The 17,193-nt window shown below is 70.9% G+C and carries 15 protein-coding genes; 9 read left to right on the top strand and 6 right to left on the bottom strand.

What is annotated here, in order from left to right; translation table 11 throughout:
* Nucleotides 1–42 precede the first annotated feature (42 nt).
* The 3 genes from nirB to C9J87_RS08225 are packed head-to-tail and all read left to right on the top strand — an operon-like array spanning nt 43 to nt 4,138.
* A complete protein-coding gene (gene nirB, locus C9J87_RS08235) occupies nt 43–2,664 on the top strand; it encodes a nitrite reductase large subunit NirB (RefSeq protein ID WP_107705225.1) in 2,622 nt (873 codons plus the stop codon).
* Entirely contained in the window at nt 2,661–3,014 is a 354-nt protein-coding gene (gene nirD, locus C9J87_RS08230; RefSeq protein WP_010834108.1) for a nitrite reductase small subunit NirD, read from the top strand. The genes nirB and nirD overlap by 4 nt, the downstream gene beginning before the upstream one ends.
* Nucleotides 3,011–4,138 carry a uroporphyrinogen-III synthase gene (locus tag C9J87_RS08225; RefSeq protein WP_107705224.1) on the top strand — a complete coding sequence of 376 codons (1,128 nt, stop codon included), beginning with the start codon at nt 3,011–3,013 and terminating at the stop codon, nt 4,136–4,138. Before nirD ends, C9J87_RS08225 begins: the two co-directional genes overlap by 4 nt.
* Nucleotides 4,139–4,266: 128 nt before the next feature.
* Here the strand turns inward: C9J87_RS08225 and ispF are convergent, their stop codons facing one another.
* Nucleotides 4,267–4,746 (bottom strand): 2-C-methyl-D-erythritol 2,4-cyclodiphosphate synthase, encoded by a 480-nt coding sequence (gene ispF / locus C9J87_RS08220; RefSeq protein ID WP_408635531.1) that lies wholly within the window; start codon nt 4,744–4,746, stop codon nt 4,267–4,269.
* Between the two features lie 37 nt (nt 4,747–4,783).
* Here ispF and C9J87_RS08215 point away from each other — a divergent pair, with 37 nt between their 5' ends.
* Nucleotides 4,784–6,301 (top strand): molybdopterin-dependent oxidoreductase, encoded by a 1,518-nt coding sequence (locus C9J87_RS08215; protein WP_107705222.1) that lies wholly within the window; start codon nt 4,784–4,786, stop codon nt 6,299–6,301.
* On the opposite strand, the gene C9J87_RS08210 is transcribed toward C9J87_RS08215, so the two are convergent.
* Both C9J87_RS08210 and C9J87_RS08205 read right to left on the bottom strand, forming a co-directional pair.
* Nucleotides 6,298–7,134, bottom strand: coding sequence for a patatin-like phospholipase family protein (locus tag C9J87_RS08210; RefSeq protein WP_010834104.1), 837 nt, complete (start codon nt 7,132–7,134; stop codon nt 6,298–6,300). The genes C9J87_RS08215 and C9J87_RS08210 overlap by 4 nt on opposite strands.
* 13 nt (nt 7,135–7,147) lie before the next feature.
* Nucleotides 7,148–8,353: a peptidase C39 family protein gene (locus tag C9J87_RS08205; RefSeq protein WP_198652308.1), complete on the bottom strand. Its 1,206-nt coding sequence runs from the start codon at nt 8,351–8,353 to the stop codon at nt 7,148–7,150.
* Nucleotides 8,354–8,447: 94 nt separating this feature from the next.
* Here C9J87_RS08205 and cysS point away from each other — a divergent pair, with 94 nt between their 5' ends.
* Genes cysS through C9J87_RS08190 form a run of 3 tightly spaced genes read left to right on the top strand, consistent with a single transcriptional unit; the run spans nt 8,448 to nt 12,328 of the window.
* Nucleotides 8,448–9,863: a cysteine--tRNA ligase gene (cysS, locus tag C9J87_RS08200; protein ID WP_107705220.1), complete on the top strand. Its 1,416-nt coding sequence runs from the start codon at nt 8,448–8,450 to the stop codon at nt 9,861–9,863.
* A 1-nt stretch (nt 9,864) separates the two neighbouring features.
* Nucleotides 9,865–10,824: a 23S rRNA (guanosine(2251)-2'-O)-methyltransferase RlmB gene (gene rlmB, locus C9J87_RS08195; RefSeq protein ID WP_107705219.1), complete on the top strand. Its 960-nt coding sequence runs from the start codon at nt 9,865–9,867 to the stop codon at nt 10,822–10,824.
* The gene (locus C9J87_RS08190; protein ID WP_107705218.1) at nt 10,799–12,328 is read left to right on the top strand and encodes a metallophosphoesterase; all 1,530 of its coding nucleotides are present in this window, start codon (nt 10,799–10,801) and stop codon (nt 12,326–12,328) included. Before rlmB ends, C9J87_RS08190 begins: the two co-directional genes overlap by 26 nt.
* Before the next feature lie 4 nt (nt 12,329–12,332).
* Here the strand turns inward: C9J87_RS08190 and C9J87_RS08185 are convergent, their stop codons facing one another.
* Both C9J87_RS08185 and C9J87_RS08180 read right to left on the bottom strand, forming a co-directional pair.
* On the bottom strand, nt 12,333–13,526 hold the full coding sequence (locus C9J87_RS08185) for a GNAT family N-acetyltransferase (protein WP_107705217.1): 1,194 nt from the start codon (nt 13,524–13,526) through the stop codon (nt 12,333–12,335).
* Nucleotides 13,527–13,573: 47 nt separating this feature from the next.
* Entirely contained in the window at nt 13,574–14,785 is a 1,212-nt protein-coding gene (locus C9J87_RS08180; RefSeq protein WP_107705216.1) for a DUF4032 domain-containing protein, read from the bottom strand.
* Between the two features lie 202 nt (nt 14,786–14,987).
* On the opposite strand from C9J87_RS08180, the gene C9J87_RS08175 reads away from it, so the two are divergent.
* Both C9J87_RS08175 and C9J87_RS19640 read left to right on the top strand, forming a co-directional pair.
* Entirely contained in the window at nt 14,988–15,551 is a 564-nt protein-coding gene (locus C9J87_RS08175) for a DUF6318 family protein (protein WP_107705215.1), read from the top strand.
* Nucleotides 15,518–16,414 carry a hypothetical protein gene (locus tag C9J87_RS19640; RefSeq protein WP_157953151.1) on the top strand — a complete coding sequence of 299 codons (897 nt, stop codon included), beginning with the start codon at nt 15,518–15,520 and terminating at the stop codon, nt 16,412–16,414. Before C9J87_RS08175 ends, C9J87_RS19640 begins: the two co-directional genes overlap by 34 nt.
* An 80-nt stretch (nt 16,415–16,494) precedes the next feature.
* Here C9J87_RS19640 and C9J87_RS08165 read toward each other — a convergent pair.
* Nucleotides 16,495–17,193, bottom strand: a 699-nt coding sequence (locus C9J87_RS08165) for an HNH endonuclease signature motif containing protein (protein ID WP_198652307.1), incomplete at its 5' end; no start/stop codon positions are given.

Below are 17,193 nucleotides of genomic sequence, written 5' to 3'. Positions count from 1 at the left end.
GAGGAAACACCCGACACAACATGGGTTTCCTACCGTCAGGACATGACGCACCTGCGACCCACTCTCGTTGTTGTCGGCCACGGCATGGTCGGCCACCGCTTCGTCCAGGCCGCGATCGAGCGCGGGCTCACCGAGACCCACGACATCGTGGTCCTGGGCGAGGAGCCCCGCCCCGCCTACGACCGGGTCGCGCTGACGAGCTTCTTCGCCGCCGAGAGCGCCGACGAGCTCTCGCTGCTTCCCGAGGGGGAGTACGCCGACCCGCGCGTGCGCCTCGTCCTCGACGCCGCCGTCACGGCGATCGACCGGGTCGGTCGCACCGTCACCTACGTCTCCCCGGCACCGCGCTCGACCGACGAGCCCCTGACCAACCCGGGCGCCGTGCACACGATCTCCTACGACGGGCTCGTCCTGGCCACCGGCGCGGCGCCGTTCGTGCCGCCCGTGCCCGGCAAGGAGCTCGACAACGTCTTCGTCTACCGCACCATCGAGGACCTCGAGGCGATCCGCGAGGCGTCGAGGACCGCCACGGCCGGCGCGGTCATCGGCGGCGGTCTCCTGGGCCTCGAGGCGGCCAACGCGCTGCACCAGCTCGGCGTCCGGACCCACGTCGTCGAGATGGCGCCGCGACTGATGGCCGTCCAGGTCGATGCCGCCGGTGGTGCCACGCTGAAGCGCCACATCGAGCAGCTGGGGCTCGACGTCCACACCGGCGTGATGACCGAATTGATCGACGGCGACGACGACGGTGTCGTCAGCGGGCTCAAGTTCAAGGACGTCGAGGAGCCCCTGCCGGTCGAGATCGTCGTCTTCTCCGCCGGCATCCGCCCGCGTGACGCGCTGGCTCGCGAGTGCGACCTCGACGTCGCCGAGCGCGGCGGCGTCCTGGTCGACGAGCAGTGCCGCACCTCCGACCCCCGGATCTTCGCGATCGGCGAGTGCGCGGCGCCCGGCGGCACGATGTACGGCCTGGTCGCCCCCGGCTACGCCATGGCCGAGGTCGTCGTCGACGCCCTCCTCAAGGGCCCGGGCGCCTTCACCGGCGCCGACATGTCCACCAAGCTCAAGCTGCTCGGCGTCGATGTCGCCAGCTTCGGTGACGCCTTCGCCACCACCGAGGGCGCCCTCGAGCTGGTCTACTCCGACGCGGTCGCCGGGGTCTACAAGAAGCTCGTCATCAGCGACGACGGCACCCGCTTGCTGGGCGGGATCCTCGTCGGCGACGCATCGGCGTACGGCGTGCTCCGACCGCTCGTCGCGAGCGGGCTCGCGCTCCCGGCCAACCCGGAGGAGCTGATCCTGCCCGCGAGCCGCGGCGGCGTGAAGCTCGGCATGCCCGACGAGGCGCAGGTGTGCTCGTGCAACGACGTGACCAAGGGCCAGATCCTGCACGCGGTCACCGAGGACGGCTGCGAGAGCGTCGCGGACGTCAAGAAGTGCACCCGCGCCGGCAGCACCTGCGGCAGCTGCGTCAGCGTCGTCAAGAACATCATCGAGGAGCACTTCGAGAGCGTCGGCAAGGTGGTCGACAAGGGCCTGTGCGAGCACTTCCGGCTGAGCCGCCAGGAGCTGTTCGACGTCGTCGCGGTCCACGGCTACAAGCGCTTCGACGACATCGTCGAGGCCCACGGCACCGGCCGCGGCTGCGACATCTGCAAGCCGGCGATCGCCAGCATCCTGGCCAGCCAGTTCAACGGGCACGTGCTGGAGAAGGAGACCGCTCGGCTGCAGGACACCAACGACGCCTACCTCGCCAACATCCAGCGCAACGGCACCTACTCCGTCGTCCCGCGCATCCCCGGTGGGGAGATCACCCCCGACAAGCTGATCGTGATCGGCGAGGTCGCGCGCGACTTCAACCTCTACACGAAGATCACCGGCGGCCAGCGGATCGACCTGTTCGGTGCCCGGATGGAGGAGCTGCCCGCGATCTGGCGCCGGCTCGTCGACGCGGGCTTCGAGTCCGGCCACGCCTACGGCAAGTCGCTGCGGACGGTGAAGTCGTGCGTCGGGTCGACCTGGTGCCGCTTCGGTGTGCAGGACAGCGTCGGGCTCGCGATCGCGCTCGAGCTGCGCTACCGCGGGCTGCGCAGCCCCCACAAGCTCAAGGGCGGCGTGAGCGGGTGTGCCCGGGAGTGCGCCGAGGCGCGCGGCAAGGACTTCGGTGTGATCGCGACCGAGAAGGGGTGGAACCTCTACGTCGGCGGCAACGGCGGCGCCGTACCGGCCCACGCACAGCTGCTCGCGGGCGACATCGACACCGAGACGCTGATCTCCTACCTGGACCGCTTCCTCATGTACTACATCCGCACCGCCGACCGCCTGCAGCGCACGGCCGGCTGGATGGAGTCGCTCGACGGCGGGCTCGACCGGGTGCGCGAGGTCGTCGTGGACGACTCGCTCGGCCTCGGCGCCGAGCTGGAGGCCGAGATGGCACGGCACGTCGGCGGCTACTTCGACGAGTGGAAGGCGACGCTGGAGGACCCCGAGAAGCTCGGTCGGTTCGTCTCGTTCGTCAACGCCCCCGACACCCCCGACCCGACGATCTCCTTCACCGAGGAGCGCGGCCAGATCCGCCCGGCGGACCCGGACGAGCCGGTGCTGCTCGCGTCGACGATCTCCGTCGGTGCTCCCGTCGAGACCACGGTCGGGGCCGTCCGATGACGCGCGGCGACCGCACCTGGGAGAAGGTGTGTTCCGTGGACGACCTGGAGATCGAACGCGGCGTCACGGCGCTGGTGCACGGCCAGGCCGTCGCGATCTTCCGCACCCACGACGGCGAGGTCTATGCCCTCGGCAACCACGACCCGTTCGCCAAGGCCTCGGTGCTGGCGCGCGGCATCGTCGGGACCCGGGCCGGGGTGCCCTTCGTCGCGAGTCCCATGCACAAGCACGCCTTCGACCTGCGGACCGGCGTGTGCCTCGACGACGAGCAGGCCAGCGTGCCCTGCTACGACGTCCTGGTCGAGGGCGGCTTCGTGCACGTCGGTGGACGGCGGCGTGCGGTCGCGTGAGCGAGCGGAGCAAGCCTGACCTGCCGCTGGAGGGCTATCGGATCGGGGTGACCGCGGCCCGCAAGGTCGAGGACCAGATCGCCCTGCTCGAGCGGCGCGGGGCCAAGGTCGACTGGGCACCGGTCCTCTCCAGCGACCCCAACCGGGTCGACGACGCCGAGCTGCGCATGGCGACCGAGGCGCTGCTGACCGAGCCGATCGACATCTTCGTCGCCACCACCGGCATCGGCATGAAGACCTGGTTCGCGGCCGCCGAGCAGTGGGGCCTGCACGACGAGCTCGTCACCGCGATCGGTGCCGCCGAGGTGCTCGCGCGCGGCCCCAAGAGCGTCGGCGCACTGCGCCGCCGGGGGATCCGCGAGCTGTGGGCCCCGGACTCGGAGTGCTTCGAGGACGTGCTCGCGCACCTGCGCGGTCGCGACCTCGAGGGGCGGCGCATCGTCGTGCAGGAGCACGGCCAGTCGCTGTCGATGGTCGCGCACGCCCTGCAGCGCCAGGGCGCCCGCGTGGACGTGGTGACGGTCTATCGCGTCATGAGCGCCGAGGACCCCGAGCCGATGTTCCGGATGGTCGACCTGATCGCCGAGCGCAAGCTCGACGCGGTCACCTTCACGTCCGCTCCCGCTGTCGCGTCGCTGATGGCGGTCGCCGGTGTCACCGGCCGCCGCGACGACGTCGTCGCCGCGTTCCAGGCCGACGTCATCGCGACCTGCGTCGGCCCCGTGACGGCGGCCGCCTTCGAGATGTGGGGCGTGCCGACGATCATGCCCGAGCGCTCCCGGCTGGCCGCGATGATCAAGCTGCTCGAGACCGAGCTGCCCTCACGCCGCGACGGGTTGTCGATCGAGGTCGCCGACCACGTGCTGCTGATGCACGGCGACATGGTTCTCCTCGACGGTGTCGAGATCAGGCTCTCGCCCGCGCCGCTTGCCGTGCTGCAGGCCCTCGTCGTCAACCCGGGCCACGTCGTGTCCCGCAGCGACCTGCTCGCCGCCCTGCCGAGCGGCACCGCTGTCTCCGAGCACGCCGTCGAGATGGCCGTCGCCCGTCTGCGCGCTGCGCTGGGCACCACGGTCGTCCAGACCGTGGTCAAGCGCGGCTACCGGCTCGCCGTCGCGACCTGAGTCGGCGTCGGACCCACCTCAGCGTTCGCCAACTGCAGGCAGTTCAGGGCGGAGCGTGGCACCGCGAGCGTGGATCAGGTCGGGAGCCCGGCCAACTGCCTGCAGTTGGGTGCTTCGCCGTACGACGATCAGCCGGCCGGCGCCACGAGGGCGGTCGCGATCGCGGCGACGCCCTCGCCGCGACCGGTGAGGCCGAGCCCGTCGGTGGTGGTCGCACTCACCGACACGGGGGCGCCGAGCGCGGCGGAGAGAGCGGCTTCGGCCTCGGTACGGCGAGGGCCGAGCCGTGGGGCGTTGCCGATCACCTGGACGGCGACGTTGCCGATCTCGAAGCCCGCAGCGCGGACCCGGCGGGCCGACTCGGCGAGGAGGGTGGCGCCGGACGCGCCCGCCCACGCGGGTTCGCTGGTGCCGAAGTGTGAGCCGAGGTCACCGATGCCGGCGGCGGAGAACAGCGCGTCGCAGGCGGCATGGGCGGCGACGTCGGCGTCGGAGTGACCCTCGAGCCCCCGCGGCTCGTCGGGCCAGGCCAGCCCGGCGAGGTGCATCGGCACGCCCTCGACGAGGCGATGGACGTCCGTGCCGATGCCGATGCGGGGAAGGCTCACGCGCAGATCATGCCCGGTCATCGGCCATGATGGACAGGTGGATGACAATCGGGGTCGCTGGGCAGCGGCCGGAGTCGTGACGATGTTCGTGGGACTCGCCACGAGCTATGCCACGGCGATGGCCCTCACGATCCGGGAGTCGCCGGTCGTGGCGGTCGCCGAGCTGATCATCCGCCTCACGCCGGGCGCGATCGCCGAGTGGCTCATCAGCATCGTCGGCCAGCTCGACAAGCCGCTGCTGATCCTCGGCATCGTGGCTTGCCTGGTCGCGATGGGTGCGCTCGCGGGCTCGCTCGCGCGCCACAGCGTGCTGAAGCCGGTGCTCGTGTGGGTCGTCCTGGCCCTCGTCGGGGGCGCCGCGGTGATGGTCCAGCCCGGTGCCAGCGTCGTCGACGTGCTGCCCGTCCTGGTGGGCTTCGTGACCTGGCTCGTCGTCCTGTCGGCGCTGTCCAAGCCGCTGGTCACCGAGCGCGCCCACCCCGAGCTCGAGTCGCGCGAGCGGCGGGTCTTCTTGATGGTGGCGGGCGTCTTCGGGCTCGCCGCGGTCGGCATCGCCGGGGCCGGGCGGGTCGTGGGTCGCGGCCGTCGGCACGTCGCCGAGAGTCGTCGGCTGCTGCGGCTCGAGGGCGTCACGCGTCCGCTCGCGCCGGCCGACACCTCCATCGGGCTGCCGGGGATCGCGCCGTGGCAGACCCCCAACGACGACTTCTACCTCATCCACACGGCGATCTCGGTGCCGACGATCGAGCCGAAGGACTGGACGCTGCGCATCCACGGGCTGGTCGACCGCGAGCTCGTCCTGACCTACAACGACCTGGTCGCGCGCCAGCTCACCGAGTCGTGGATGACCCTCAACTGCGTGAGCAACGAGGTCGGCGGCGACCTGGTCGGCAACGCCTGGTGGAGCGGCATCCGCATCGCCGATCTCCTCGAGGAGGTCGGTCTCGATCCCTCGGCCGACTGCATCCTGCAGACCTCGGAGGACGGCTGGAACTGCGCGACCCCGCTGTCCGCCCTCACCGACGACCGCGACGCGATGCTGGCCGTCGCGATGAACGGCAAGCCGCTGCCGATCGAGCACGGCTTCCCGGTGCGCACGATCGTGCCCGGCCTCTACGGCTACGTCTCGGCCACCAAGTGGGTCGTCGACTACGAGGTCACCCGTTTCGCCGACGTCTCGGCGTTCTGGACCGACCGGGGCTGGTCGGAGGAGGGTCCGGTCAAGATGGCGTCGCGCATCGACGTACCCCGCTCCGGCGACGACGTCGCCGTCGGTGACGTCAACGTCGGTGGCCTCGCGTGGGCCCAGCACACCGGCATCGACACGGTGGAGCTCTCGGTCGACGGTGGCGAGTGGCAGCCGGCCCAGCTGGCGCAGACCCCGTCGGAGGACACCTGGGTGCAGTGGGCGCTCACGGTCTCCCTGGACGAGGGCGAGCACGAGCTCCGGGTGCGCGCCACGGACAACGACGGGCTGGAGCAGACGGGTGTGCGGCGCGACGTGCTGCCCGACGGCGCCACCGGCTGGCACACCATCCAGGTCAGGGCGACCTAGGAACCAGCCGTCCAGACGTGGCGCACCTCGTCGACGAGGTCGGCCGACTGGCGCAGCCCCGCCCGCGCCGCATCGGCGCGCTTGGCGGGGTCGAGCAGGTTCTTGCCGAAGGCCGCCAGGGCCTCGGGGTCGGGGGTGATGACGCTCCACTCGCGCGGTGCGACCTTCTCCAGCTGGGCCCGGATCGAGGTCTTCTTGCTGAGCGCCTGCGGCAGCGGGGCGAGCACGACGACCCGCTCGGCCCCGGTCGCGAGGTCGACGTTGGCGGTCGAGCGCATGCCACCGTCGATGTAGTGACGGCCGTTGATCGCGACCGGCGGCCAGACGGTGGGTACGGCGCAGCTCGCCGCGACAGCGCTGACGACGTCGACACCGCTCTCGCGCGTGAACACCGTGAACTCGCCGGTCTCGACCTCGACGGTCGCGATCCGGAGGTCGCGCTCGGGCCAGTCCTCGCTCGTGATCCGGGAGCGGATGATGCCTTCGCGATCGATGCTGCCGGGCTGGTGCGACTTCAGCGCCAGCTTGCCGACCCGGGCCAGCTTGGTGCGGCCGTCACCGGGCAGGACGTAGGGCGGCACCATCTTCAGCAGGGCCAGGCGCGACAGGCGCCCGCCCAGCTCGGCGTCGGGCGGGGCGAGCTGTTGCTCGTAGAGGTCGGCGATCGCCGTACCGCTCGTGATCTGCACGCCCACCACCGAACCGGCCGACGTGCCGATGACGCGGTCCGCGCCGGTCAGGTCGATCCCTGCCTCCGCGAGCCCGGCCAGGATGCCCAGCTCCCACGCGATGCCAGTGATGCCGCCGCCACCCAGGACCAACGCAGTCGTCATGCGTTCAACCTAGTCAGCGGTTGATGACGTAGACGACGCCTCCGCTGGCGTTGATCCAGATGTCCTCGAACTCGTCGCGGTCATAGACACGGCGTACGGCGCTGTTGCTCGCGCCCGCCGGGTCGTTGACGACGACGTCGCCGTCGGCCTCGAACCCGACGATCACCATCAGGTGACCGTTGCTGGCCGAGATCGGGGCGCCGGTGAGCTGGTTGCGCCCGAAGGCGACCGACGCGACCAGGGGGACGCCGGCGAGGATGAAGTCCTCCGCGGCGCGCAGGTCGCGCAGGCGGGTGACGTAGGCGTCGCCGGCGGTCAGGGTGCTGGCGTAGGCGGTGTTGAAGGCCCAGTTGCCGGTGCCGTCGTAGGCGTGGTCGAAGACCAGGCGCGCGGTGTGGTCGACCTGCGGGTCGGCGTGGCCGGCCGTGATGTCGGGGAACGGACCCGGTTGGAGGCCGTAGTAGGCCAGCACCATCGCGGTCGAGGTCGGCGAGCACCAGGCCTCGCCGCCGCCACCCCACTGCGGGTAGTGGCCCGAGTGCGTCATCTGGGAGAACGTCGGCACGTCGAGGACGGTCCCGGCCGCCGGGCCCGGAGCCGACGTCGGGGCGCTGCCCCGGGGCACGAGCGCGCTGGCCATCGCGCCGACGCGATCGAGGCGCACGAGCGGCTTGCTGGTGGCGTTGCGGTAGAGCCTGACCCGGACCTGCCACTGGGTGATCGCGGTCGCGGCCTGCCAGGTGTCGACGCTGACCCGCCCGAGGTCGTCGGCCTGGCTGCCGAGGGAGCGGCGCCGCAGGGCGGGGTTGTCCAGCGTCCACTCGGCCATGGAGTCCCAGCTGGAGACGGTGCCGTCGGCGGCCTGGCCGCGGACCTGCACCTTCACCACCGAGTCGCCCTCGGTCACGGCCTCCCAGCTCGGGATCAGCTGGGTCAGGCCGAAGCCGGGAGCCGCCCACGGGGAGGTCCAGGTGCCGACCTGGTAGGCGCGGCCGCCGAGCTTCCCGGTGCGCGGCTTCTTCACGACGAGGGAGCCGGCCCGGACGCGGAGGCCCTTGAGCTCCCCGGCGCGCCACTGGGCGCCCGTGGACCACGAGGTGTTCGCGATGCTGGAGGAGGCGCGGCGTGCCTGGGGGTCGCCGGCGTGCGCCGGACCGACGGCCGCGAGCGAACCGGCGAGCAGGACGAGGACGGGGGCGAGAGCGCTGCGACGTACCACCCGGAGACGGTAACCCGCCGACGTCACTTTTGTCCCATGAGTCACACGCCCCGGGGAATCAGGCCAGAGGGGCGTGCGCCCCTAGACTTGGCGGGTGACCCTGCGCCTCCATGACACTGCGACCCGCGAAGTTCGTGACTTCGTTCCCCTCGAGGAGGGGAAGGCGGGCATCTACGTCTGTGGACTCACCGTGCAGTCGGAGCCGCACGTCGGGCACGTGCGATCGGCGGTCAACTTCGACGTGCTGCGGCGCTGGCTGACGGCGAACGGCTACGACGTGCACTTCATCCGCAACGTCACCGACATCGACGACAAGATCCTCGCCAAGGCCGCCGAGCAGGGCCGCCCCTGGTACAACCTCGCCTTCGCGATGCACGCCGAGCTGACCACCGCGCTGGCCTCGATCAACGTGCTGCCGCCGACCTACGAGCCCGGCGCGACCGGCACGGTCCCGGAGATGATCGAGCTCATCTCGATCCTGATCGAGCGTGGCCACGCCTATCCCGCGGCGGACGGTTCGGGCGACGTCTACTTCGACGTGCGCTCCTGGCCGTCGTACGGCGAGCTGACCCGGCAAGGCATCGACGACATGGAACCGGCGACCGACGCCGACCCGCGCGGCAAGCGCGACCCCCGCGACTTCGCGCTGTGGAAGGGCTACAAGCCCTCCGAGCCGGAGTCCGCGGCGTGGCCCAGCCCGTGGGGCAAGGGCCGTCCCGGCTGGCACATCGAGTGCTCGGCGATGGCGAGCAAGTACCTCGGCCCCGCCTTCGACATCCACGGTGGCGGCGTCGACTTGCGCTTCCCGCACCACGAGAACGAGCAGGCCCAGTCGCGCGCCGCGGGACTGCCGTTCGCGTCCTACTGGCTGCACAACGCCTGGATCACCACCGCCGGCGAGAAGATGAGCAAGTCGCTCGGCAACTCGCTGCTCGTGCCCGAGGTGCTCAAGCGCGTGCGCGGCATCGAGCTGCGCTTCTACATGGTCTCCGCCCACTACCGCTCCCACGTCGAGTTCAGCTTCGAGGCGCTCGACGAGGCGGCAGTCGGGTTCCGGCGGATCGAGAACTTCCTCGAGCGAGCAGCAACGTCCCTCGGCGGCGAGGTGCCGACCGGCGGGATGCTGTGCTCGGAGTTCATCGAGGCGATGGACGACGACCTCGGCACCCCCGCCGCCGTCGCCGCCATCCACGACGTCGTCCGCGAGGGCAACAAGCTGCTCACCGAGGGCGGTGACGCCGACGCCCTGCGCGGCAACGCCGCCTCCGTGCGCGCCATGCTCGACGTGCTCGGCCTCGACCCGGCCGACCCGGGCTGGACGACCACGGGTGGCGCCGACGACGAGAAGCTGCGCGGCGCCGTCGACGTACTCATCACCGCACTGCTCGAAGACCGCGCCACCGCGCGAGCCGACAAGGACTGGGCCCGGGCGGACGCGATCCGCGACCGCATCAAGGCGGCCGGCATCGAGATCGAAGACACGCCCTCAGGGCCGAAGTGGAGCATTTGAAATGGCTGGTAATTCTCAGCGCAAGGGTTCGGTCCGCAAGGGCGGCAAGGGCGCGACCGTCGGTTCCGGCGGACAGGTCCGTCGCGGCCTCGAGGGCAAGGGCCCGACGCCCCCGGCCAAGGACCGGCCCTACCACAAGGCCCACAAGTCGGCGAAGCGCGCCGAGCGGGTGGAGACGGTGCGCCCGAAGCGCCGCACGACCAAGTCGACCGACGCCGAGTGGGTGGCCGGTCGCAACTCCGTCGTCGAGGTCCTCACCGCCGGCATCCCCGTGACGGCTGTGTACGTCGCCGAGGGAGCCGAGCGCGACGGACGACTGCGCGACGCGTTCAAGATGGCGGCCGAGCACGGCTATCCGCTGCTCGAGGTCACCCGCGCCGAGCTCGACCGGATGACCGCGGGCGCCGTGCACCAGGGCCTCGCGGCCCGGCTGCCGTCCTACGAGTACGCCCACGCCGACGACCTGCTCCAGCGGGCCGCCGACGCCGGTGAGAAGGCGCTGATCGTGGCGCTCGACTCGGTCACCGACCCCCGCAACCTGGGTGCCGTCGTTCGCTCGGCGTCCGGCTTCGGTGCACACGGCGTGCTGATCCCCGAGCGTCGCGCCGCGGGCATGACCGCCGCCGCGTGGAAGTCGAGCGCCGGCGCCGCCGCCCGCATCCCGATCGCGCAGACGGTCAACCTCGTGCGGCAGCTCAAGGCCCTCCAGGAAGCCGGGTGCATGGTCGTCGGGCTCGCTGCCGACGGCGAGATCTCGCTCCCTGAGCTGGTCGCTGCCGACGGCCTGGCCACCGGACCGCTGGTCGTCGTGGTCGGCTCCGAGGGCAAGGGACTGGGCCGGCTCGTGTCGGAGACGTGCGACGCGCTCGTCTCGATCCCCATGGCCAACCAGCTCGAGTCGCTCAATGCCGGAGTCGCGGCGTCGGTGACCCTGTATGCGATTGCGCAGGCCCGGAGCTAGCACGCGGCGGGCCCTGACCGGGCTCGTCCTCACGGCGGTGTGCCTCACCGTCGGGGTCTCGTCCGGGCTGGCGTTCTTCCTCGGGGACAGCCGCACGGTCGTCGTCGCGAGCCACGACGCGGTGGTGACCCCGACCTTCGACGGCCAGGTCTCGCTGCGGACGGGCCCGCTGCTGCCCGACGTCCGGCGAGCCTCGGGCGGTCCGGTCGGGGTCGACCTGGTGCTGGGCAAGACCCAGACCGAGTCGGTCGAGGAGCTCTTCGCGCGCTACGCCTTCATCGCCAGCGAGCCCGACTCGCAGGTCGCCAAGGTCAGCGACGCGGTCCGCGACATGGCCTCCTCGGCCGCCCTGCGCGGGCTCGCGCTCGGCCTGGTGCCGCTCGCGACCTGGTGGCTGCTCGGCCCGCACCGGCGCGGCCAGCTCTTCCGCGGAGTGCGGACCCGGAAGGGAGTCCTCGGCGGCGTACTCCTGCTGACCGTGCCGTTGTTCCTCTGGCAGCCCTGGGCCTCCGACGAGGACACCCAGGAGGCGCAAGGGGAGTGGGAGCCGCTCGAGACCTTCATGGCCGGCTTCCCCGTGCCGGAGGAGGCGGCGGGCATCGAGATCCGCAACAGCCCGACCACGGTGCAGACGCAGCGGCTGATCCAGAGCGCCGTCGACACCTACGACAAGAGCAAGGAGTTCTACGACGCGGCGGCCGAGGAGGCCGAGTCGCTCGAGCTGAACGAGCCGGACGACGACGAGACCGTGGCCCTGGTCGTGAGCGACCGGCACGACAACATCGGCATGGACCGCGTCGCGCGCGCCATCGGCGACCAGGCGGGCGCGAGCGTCGTGCTCGACGCCGGGGACGACACCTCGACCGGCCAGCCGTGGGAGGCCTTCAGCCTCGACTCGCTCGACCGGACCTTCGACGACCTCGACCGCTTCGCCGTGGCGGGCAACCACGACAACGGCCCCTTCGTGACCGACTACCTCGACGACCTCGGCTGGACGATGCTCGAGGAAGCGCCGGTGGAGGCGCCCTGGGGCGGGCTGCTGCTCGGCGTCGACGACCCGCGGTCGAGCGGGCTGGGCAACTGGCGCGACGAGACCGGCCTGAGCTTCACCGAGGTCGGCGAGCGGCTCGCCGACGCGGCGTGCGACCAGGACGGCGAACGGATCTCGACGCTGCTGGTCCATGACGCCAACCTCGGCCGCGAGGCGCTGACGCGCGGCTGTGTCGACCTCGTCGTGGGTGGGCACACGCACGTGCAGGACGGCCCGACCGAGGTCCTCGGCGAGAACGGCCGCAACGGCTACCGCATCACCAACGGCACGACCGGCGGGGCGGCCTACGCCATCGCGATCGGCAGCAAGCCGCGCCGCGACGCCGACGTCACGCTCGTGACCTACCGCGACGGCCGCCCGGTGGGCACGCAGTGGGTGCGGCTGCGCACCGACGGGGTGTTCGTGATCGGGCCGTATGCCGAGCTGGGGCTGGACGAGCCCGACGAGGAGTAGAGGTCTAGAAGTAGTCGCGGATGTGCAGCTGGCGGCCGCCGAGGAGCGCGTCGAGGGCGCGGTCGTGTCCCGGGTCGCCGGTGAGCAGGCCCGCCATCCGCAGGTCGGCACAGGTCGCCGTACCGGCATAGAAGAGGGCCAGTCCGCGCGGCGCGAACGTCGGGCCGCCGGGGGAGCCGGGGGTGCAGGTCGTGACGGCGTCGTCGACGGTCAGGGTCCAGTCGCCGTTGGTCGATCCCAGGAGGTCGCCGGCGACGGAGAAGCGGATCGGCTCGGCCGCCGAGCGGATCGCGGGCAGCCCCGAGAAGGCGCCGGGGACGTCGTGGACGCGGAGCATGTAGGGGTGGCTGTGCACGACCGGCCAGTCGGCGAAGGGCAGCACCAGGCGCGCGGCGTCGCGGCCGGAGGTGAGCAGCCGGACGTGGCCGGTGACGGTGGCGAAGGAGGCGAACATCCGCCACAGCGCCAGTGACGCGTCGCGGGTGAGCGCGACCAGGTCGGCGATCTCGAGGGTCGCCGCGGAGTCGTAGCCGCTGCCGCGGTTCCAGGTCGCGTAGCCGACGACCTCGCCGTCCGCCTCGGCGAGCGTGACGCCGGTGAAGGCGCCGATGACCGCCTCCGCACCGGCGGGGAAGGACGCCCCCTCCCGGGTCAGCGGACCGTTCTGGGCCGCTGCCCAGGTCGCGTAGACCCGCCGTACGGCATCGAAGTCGTCGGCCGTGGCCCGCCGGGTCGTCGTGGACCCGGGCCGGGGCACGGCGGCGAGCCGGGAGGTCGCGATCTCGACGGTGTCGTAGGAGGAGACCAGCTCGTAGCCGTAGCGGCGGTAGATCCCCGGTGCGGTCGGGAACAGCGTGGAGATGACCTCGCCGCGCTCGCGCAGGCCCTCCTCGAGGACAGCGGCCATCAGGTCGTCGAGCAGGCCCGCACCGCGGTGCTCGGCCGACACCGTCACGCTGGCGATGCCGTTGGTCGGGACCTGTCGGCCGTGGAACCACGAGTGGAACTCGCGCCCTGTCACCTTGGCCGCCAGGACGTCGCCGTCGAAGGTGCCCCAGTTGTGGCGACCGGGCGGCGGGTAGTCGGCCGGGTCGGGCGGCGTGAAGCCTGCCGGGAAGTCGCCGAACGCCTCCCTGCCCAGGGCCAGGCTCTGGGGCAGGTCGTCCGCGACGAGGGGCCGGGGAGTGGAGCGCGTCATGGCTGGGAGCGTAGGCGGTGGAACCCTGTGGTGGCGCTCGCGCGCTGCTACTCGTCGGTCGCGGCGATGATCTCGTCGGGCTTGGTGGTGAGGACCGTGTCGATGTAGTCGCGCGCGGTCTCGAAGATGCCGACCTCCTCACCGGCCTGCTCGGAGAGGTACCACCGGTGCACGAGGACCTCGTGGAAGACCTCGGCCGGTTCGAGCTTGCCGCGGGCATCGGGTGGGATCATCGCCATGATCGGCTCGTAGACCTCGGTCAGCCACTTGTTGGCGACCAGGTGCCTGTCCTCGCGGCCGAGGTCGAAGTGCGCCGTGTACGCCGCCAGGTCGTTCAGCAACCGTCTGGCCTGTGCATCCTCGACGGTCATGCCGGTGAGCGCCTGCAGCTCGCGGCGGTGGTGCCCGAGCTCGACGACCTTCGGCTGGATGCGGATCTGGTCACCGTCGAAGTCGGTGACGATGTCGAGCTCGTCGACGTCGAAGCCGAGGTCGTTGAGACGTTCGATCCGGCTCTCGATGCGCCACATCTCGCTCGCGCTGAACTCCTCCACGTCCGTGAGCTCGGCCCACAGGGCGGCGTACTGCTCACGCAACCGGGTGATGACGGCGAACCCGTCGACCTCGGTGCCGACGGCGCCGCTGGCCTGCAGGTCCATCAGCTCGGCGAAGATGTTCTCGCAGCCGAGGGTGACGTCGTGCTCGCGCATGCGCTCGCCGACCTCGTCGTGGAGCTCGCCGGTCTCGGCGTCGACGAGGTAGGCCGAGAAGCCGCCGGCGCTGCGGCGGAAGAGCACGTTGGACAGCGACACATCGCCCCAGAAGAAGCCGGCCAGGTGCAACCGCACGAGCAGCACGACGATCGCGTCGACCAGGCTCGGCAGGTTGTCCGCGGTCATGCCGTGGGCGAAGAGGCTGCGGTAGGGGAGCGAGAAGCGGAGGTGCTCGGTGATCAAGGTCGCCGGGAGCTCCTGGCCCTGCTGGTCGACCCGACCCGCGACCACTCCCTGCGGCACGACGGCGGGCAGGCCCTCGCGCTGGAGGTCGCGCAGCAGGCGGTACTCACGGAAGGCGATGTCCTCCTGCGTCTCCTTGATCGCATACGTCCGGTCCTTCAGGCGCACGATCCGCACGACGTGGCGCGAGAGGCCGCGCGGCAGCGGGACGACGTGGTCGTCGGTCCACTCCTCGAGCGGGGTCGACCACGGGAGCGTGATGATCGCGGGGTCGGGCCGACTCGCGACGATGCGCAGGGCCATGGGCGCGAACCTACTCGCATCGCCCGCTCGCTGGCACGTGACAGTGCTGGATCACCCGCACCTGCGGGGGGACGATCCAGCACCGTTTCCTGGGTGTGCCGTTGTCCACAGGGCGACGTCGGGCGTTGGCGACGGGCAGATCGTCCGCCTACGCTTCGAGCGGCGGGTTCATCGGGGGCCGCCGTCTCGGAAGGATCCGCTCGTGCTCGTACGTCGCCTGCTCGCCGCCACCGTCGTGGTGCCGCTCCTCCTCGTCGCCGGGTGCAGCGACGAGGAGCCGGAGCCGGTCATGCCCACCACGTCCTCGCCGACGACGTCGCCGTCCTCGACGCCCACCGTCGATCCGCTCGCGATCCCGGCGGAGGCGAAGGAGCCGACGAAGGCCGGCGCGGAAGCCTTGATCAGGCACTTCTGGGACATGGTGGCCCACCTCCGGGAAACCGGAGATCCGCGACCCGCACGTTTGGCCTACTCGGACAGTTGCACCTATTGCGATGGCGGAGTCCAGTACTTCCTGGCCACCCTGAAGCAAGGTCACACGTTCACAGGCAAAAGTGATTCTGTCGCATCCGTGAAGGCCGACATTGTCGGCGACAGCGGGACGATCGCTTACGCGGAAGTCGTCACGAGGTCATACCCGCACGATGAACTCGATGATTCGGGAAACCTCGTCAATAGGTTTCCCGGCGCGAAGGTCACCATGGGCTACTTCCTTGCTTTCGAGAACCAGGCATGGACGATCACCAACGTCGGGGAGCCGGAGTGATGCTGACGCGAGGTCTTCTGGTCCTGACCGGATTGTGTGCCTCGCTATTCGCATTCCAAGCCCCTGCATGGGCGGAACCCTTCAAGTGTCCTGATGGCTTCGTCGTCCATGTGTCCGTGACGCCGACGGAGTTCACCATTGCCCTGGTCTGCCAGGGCCACATGGAGCCTGGAGATGAGACTCCGCCCCCTTCCGCGTCTTCCAGCGATCCGCCCGCGGTTGCGGGCACCTGGGTATTCGACGGCTATGCGTGTGAGAACCAGGGGATCTGTGCGGACCATGAGATGTGCGCGGACGGATCCATCAAGAAGATGTACTACTTCTTGAGCGTCAGTGGAGAGCGTGGGGAGTCGAGGGGTGTTTGCCCCGGCGACGCCGACATCCCCACGGTGCCGAAAGCCACCCCGCCCACCGCCGGCCAGATCTTCGAGGCCTTCAAGAGCGTCGTGCCGCCGACGGCCGAGCTCTCCGTCCAGCCGCCCGGCGGCCAGACGCTGGTCAACTTCGACACGATCTTCTCCACGAAGGCCGAACCGTTCACCACTGGCGAGATCGCGCTGGTACCCGGGTTCAAGGTCGTCTTCGAGATCTTCCCGACGGCCTTCACCTGGAAGTTCGGAGACGGGCAGGAACTGAAGACCGACTGGGCAGGCAAGCCGTGGTCCGAGGGAGTCGACGTCTCCACGTTGATCACCCACGCCTACACGTCGAAGAAGGACGTCAAGGCGTCCGTCTCGATCACCTGGGGTGCCAAGGCCAGTCTGAACGGCGGTGAACCCGTCCCGGTCGACGGCACGGTGAGCGTGGCCTCGGCCATAGTGCCGCTCGAGGTCCTCGAAGCGGTACCCCAGTTGGTCGAGTAGTGCCCCCGGACGTGCCTGTGACCCCGCATGGTCTCGGTGGTTGACGCTGTCGAGGCCCTGCGGGGTGTGGGGCTGTGTGGTCAGTGGTCGGGTGGGTGTGCGTTGGGATCGATGGGTCGTGAGCCGGTGCGGTCGCGGAGGTAGGTGTGGCCGTGGGGGCTGGTCCAGACGAACACGCCTGGCTCGGTCATGGCGTAGGACCAGCGGCCCTTGGTCTTGAGGCGGTGATGTCGCCGGCAGAGCGCGGCGAGGTTGTCGGTCGACGTGGTGCCACCACGATCGGGTGCTCCGTGGTCATACGGGATGACGTGGTCGAGGTCGCAGCGTCTGGCGTTGCGTCCGCACCACGGGAAGACGCAGGTCCGGTCGCGGGCGATGACGTGGTCACGGATCCGGTCGGTCGGTGTGTAGCCGGTGGTCTCGAGCCGTTCCCGGAGGTCGATCACCGGCCGCACCGTGACCTGGACGTCGGGGCGGCCGCACCAGTCCCGGATCTGCTCTGCGGTCAGGACCCGGTGGCCGACCTGCTCGAGGGTCCCGGTCAGGCACTGGCCTTCACCCAGGTGCCGCTGCAGGATCGCGTCGGTCGAGAGGTGGGCGTGCAGCACGATCTGTGTGGTCGCGGGTGCGGGCTGTGGTGTCTGGGTGCGGTCTGGCGGCGGGTCGGAGTCTTCGTCGCTGAACCCGAAGGCGAGCTGTTGGCGGGCGAGGTCGCCGAGGGCGGTGGCTCGGCGGCCGTCGAGGGTGTCGGTCGACCCGAGCGCGAGCTGGTGGGCGGC

Origin of the sequence: Nocardioides allogilvus (assembly GCF_003047285.1) — a bacterium.
Classification (GTDB): Bacteria; Actinomycetota; Actinomycetes; order Propionibacteriales; family Nocardioidaceae; genus Nocardioides; species Nocardioides allogilvus.
This window is presented reverse-complemented; position numbering and strand designations above follow the sequence as displayed.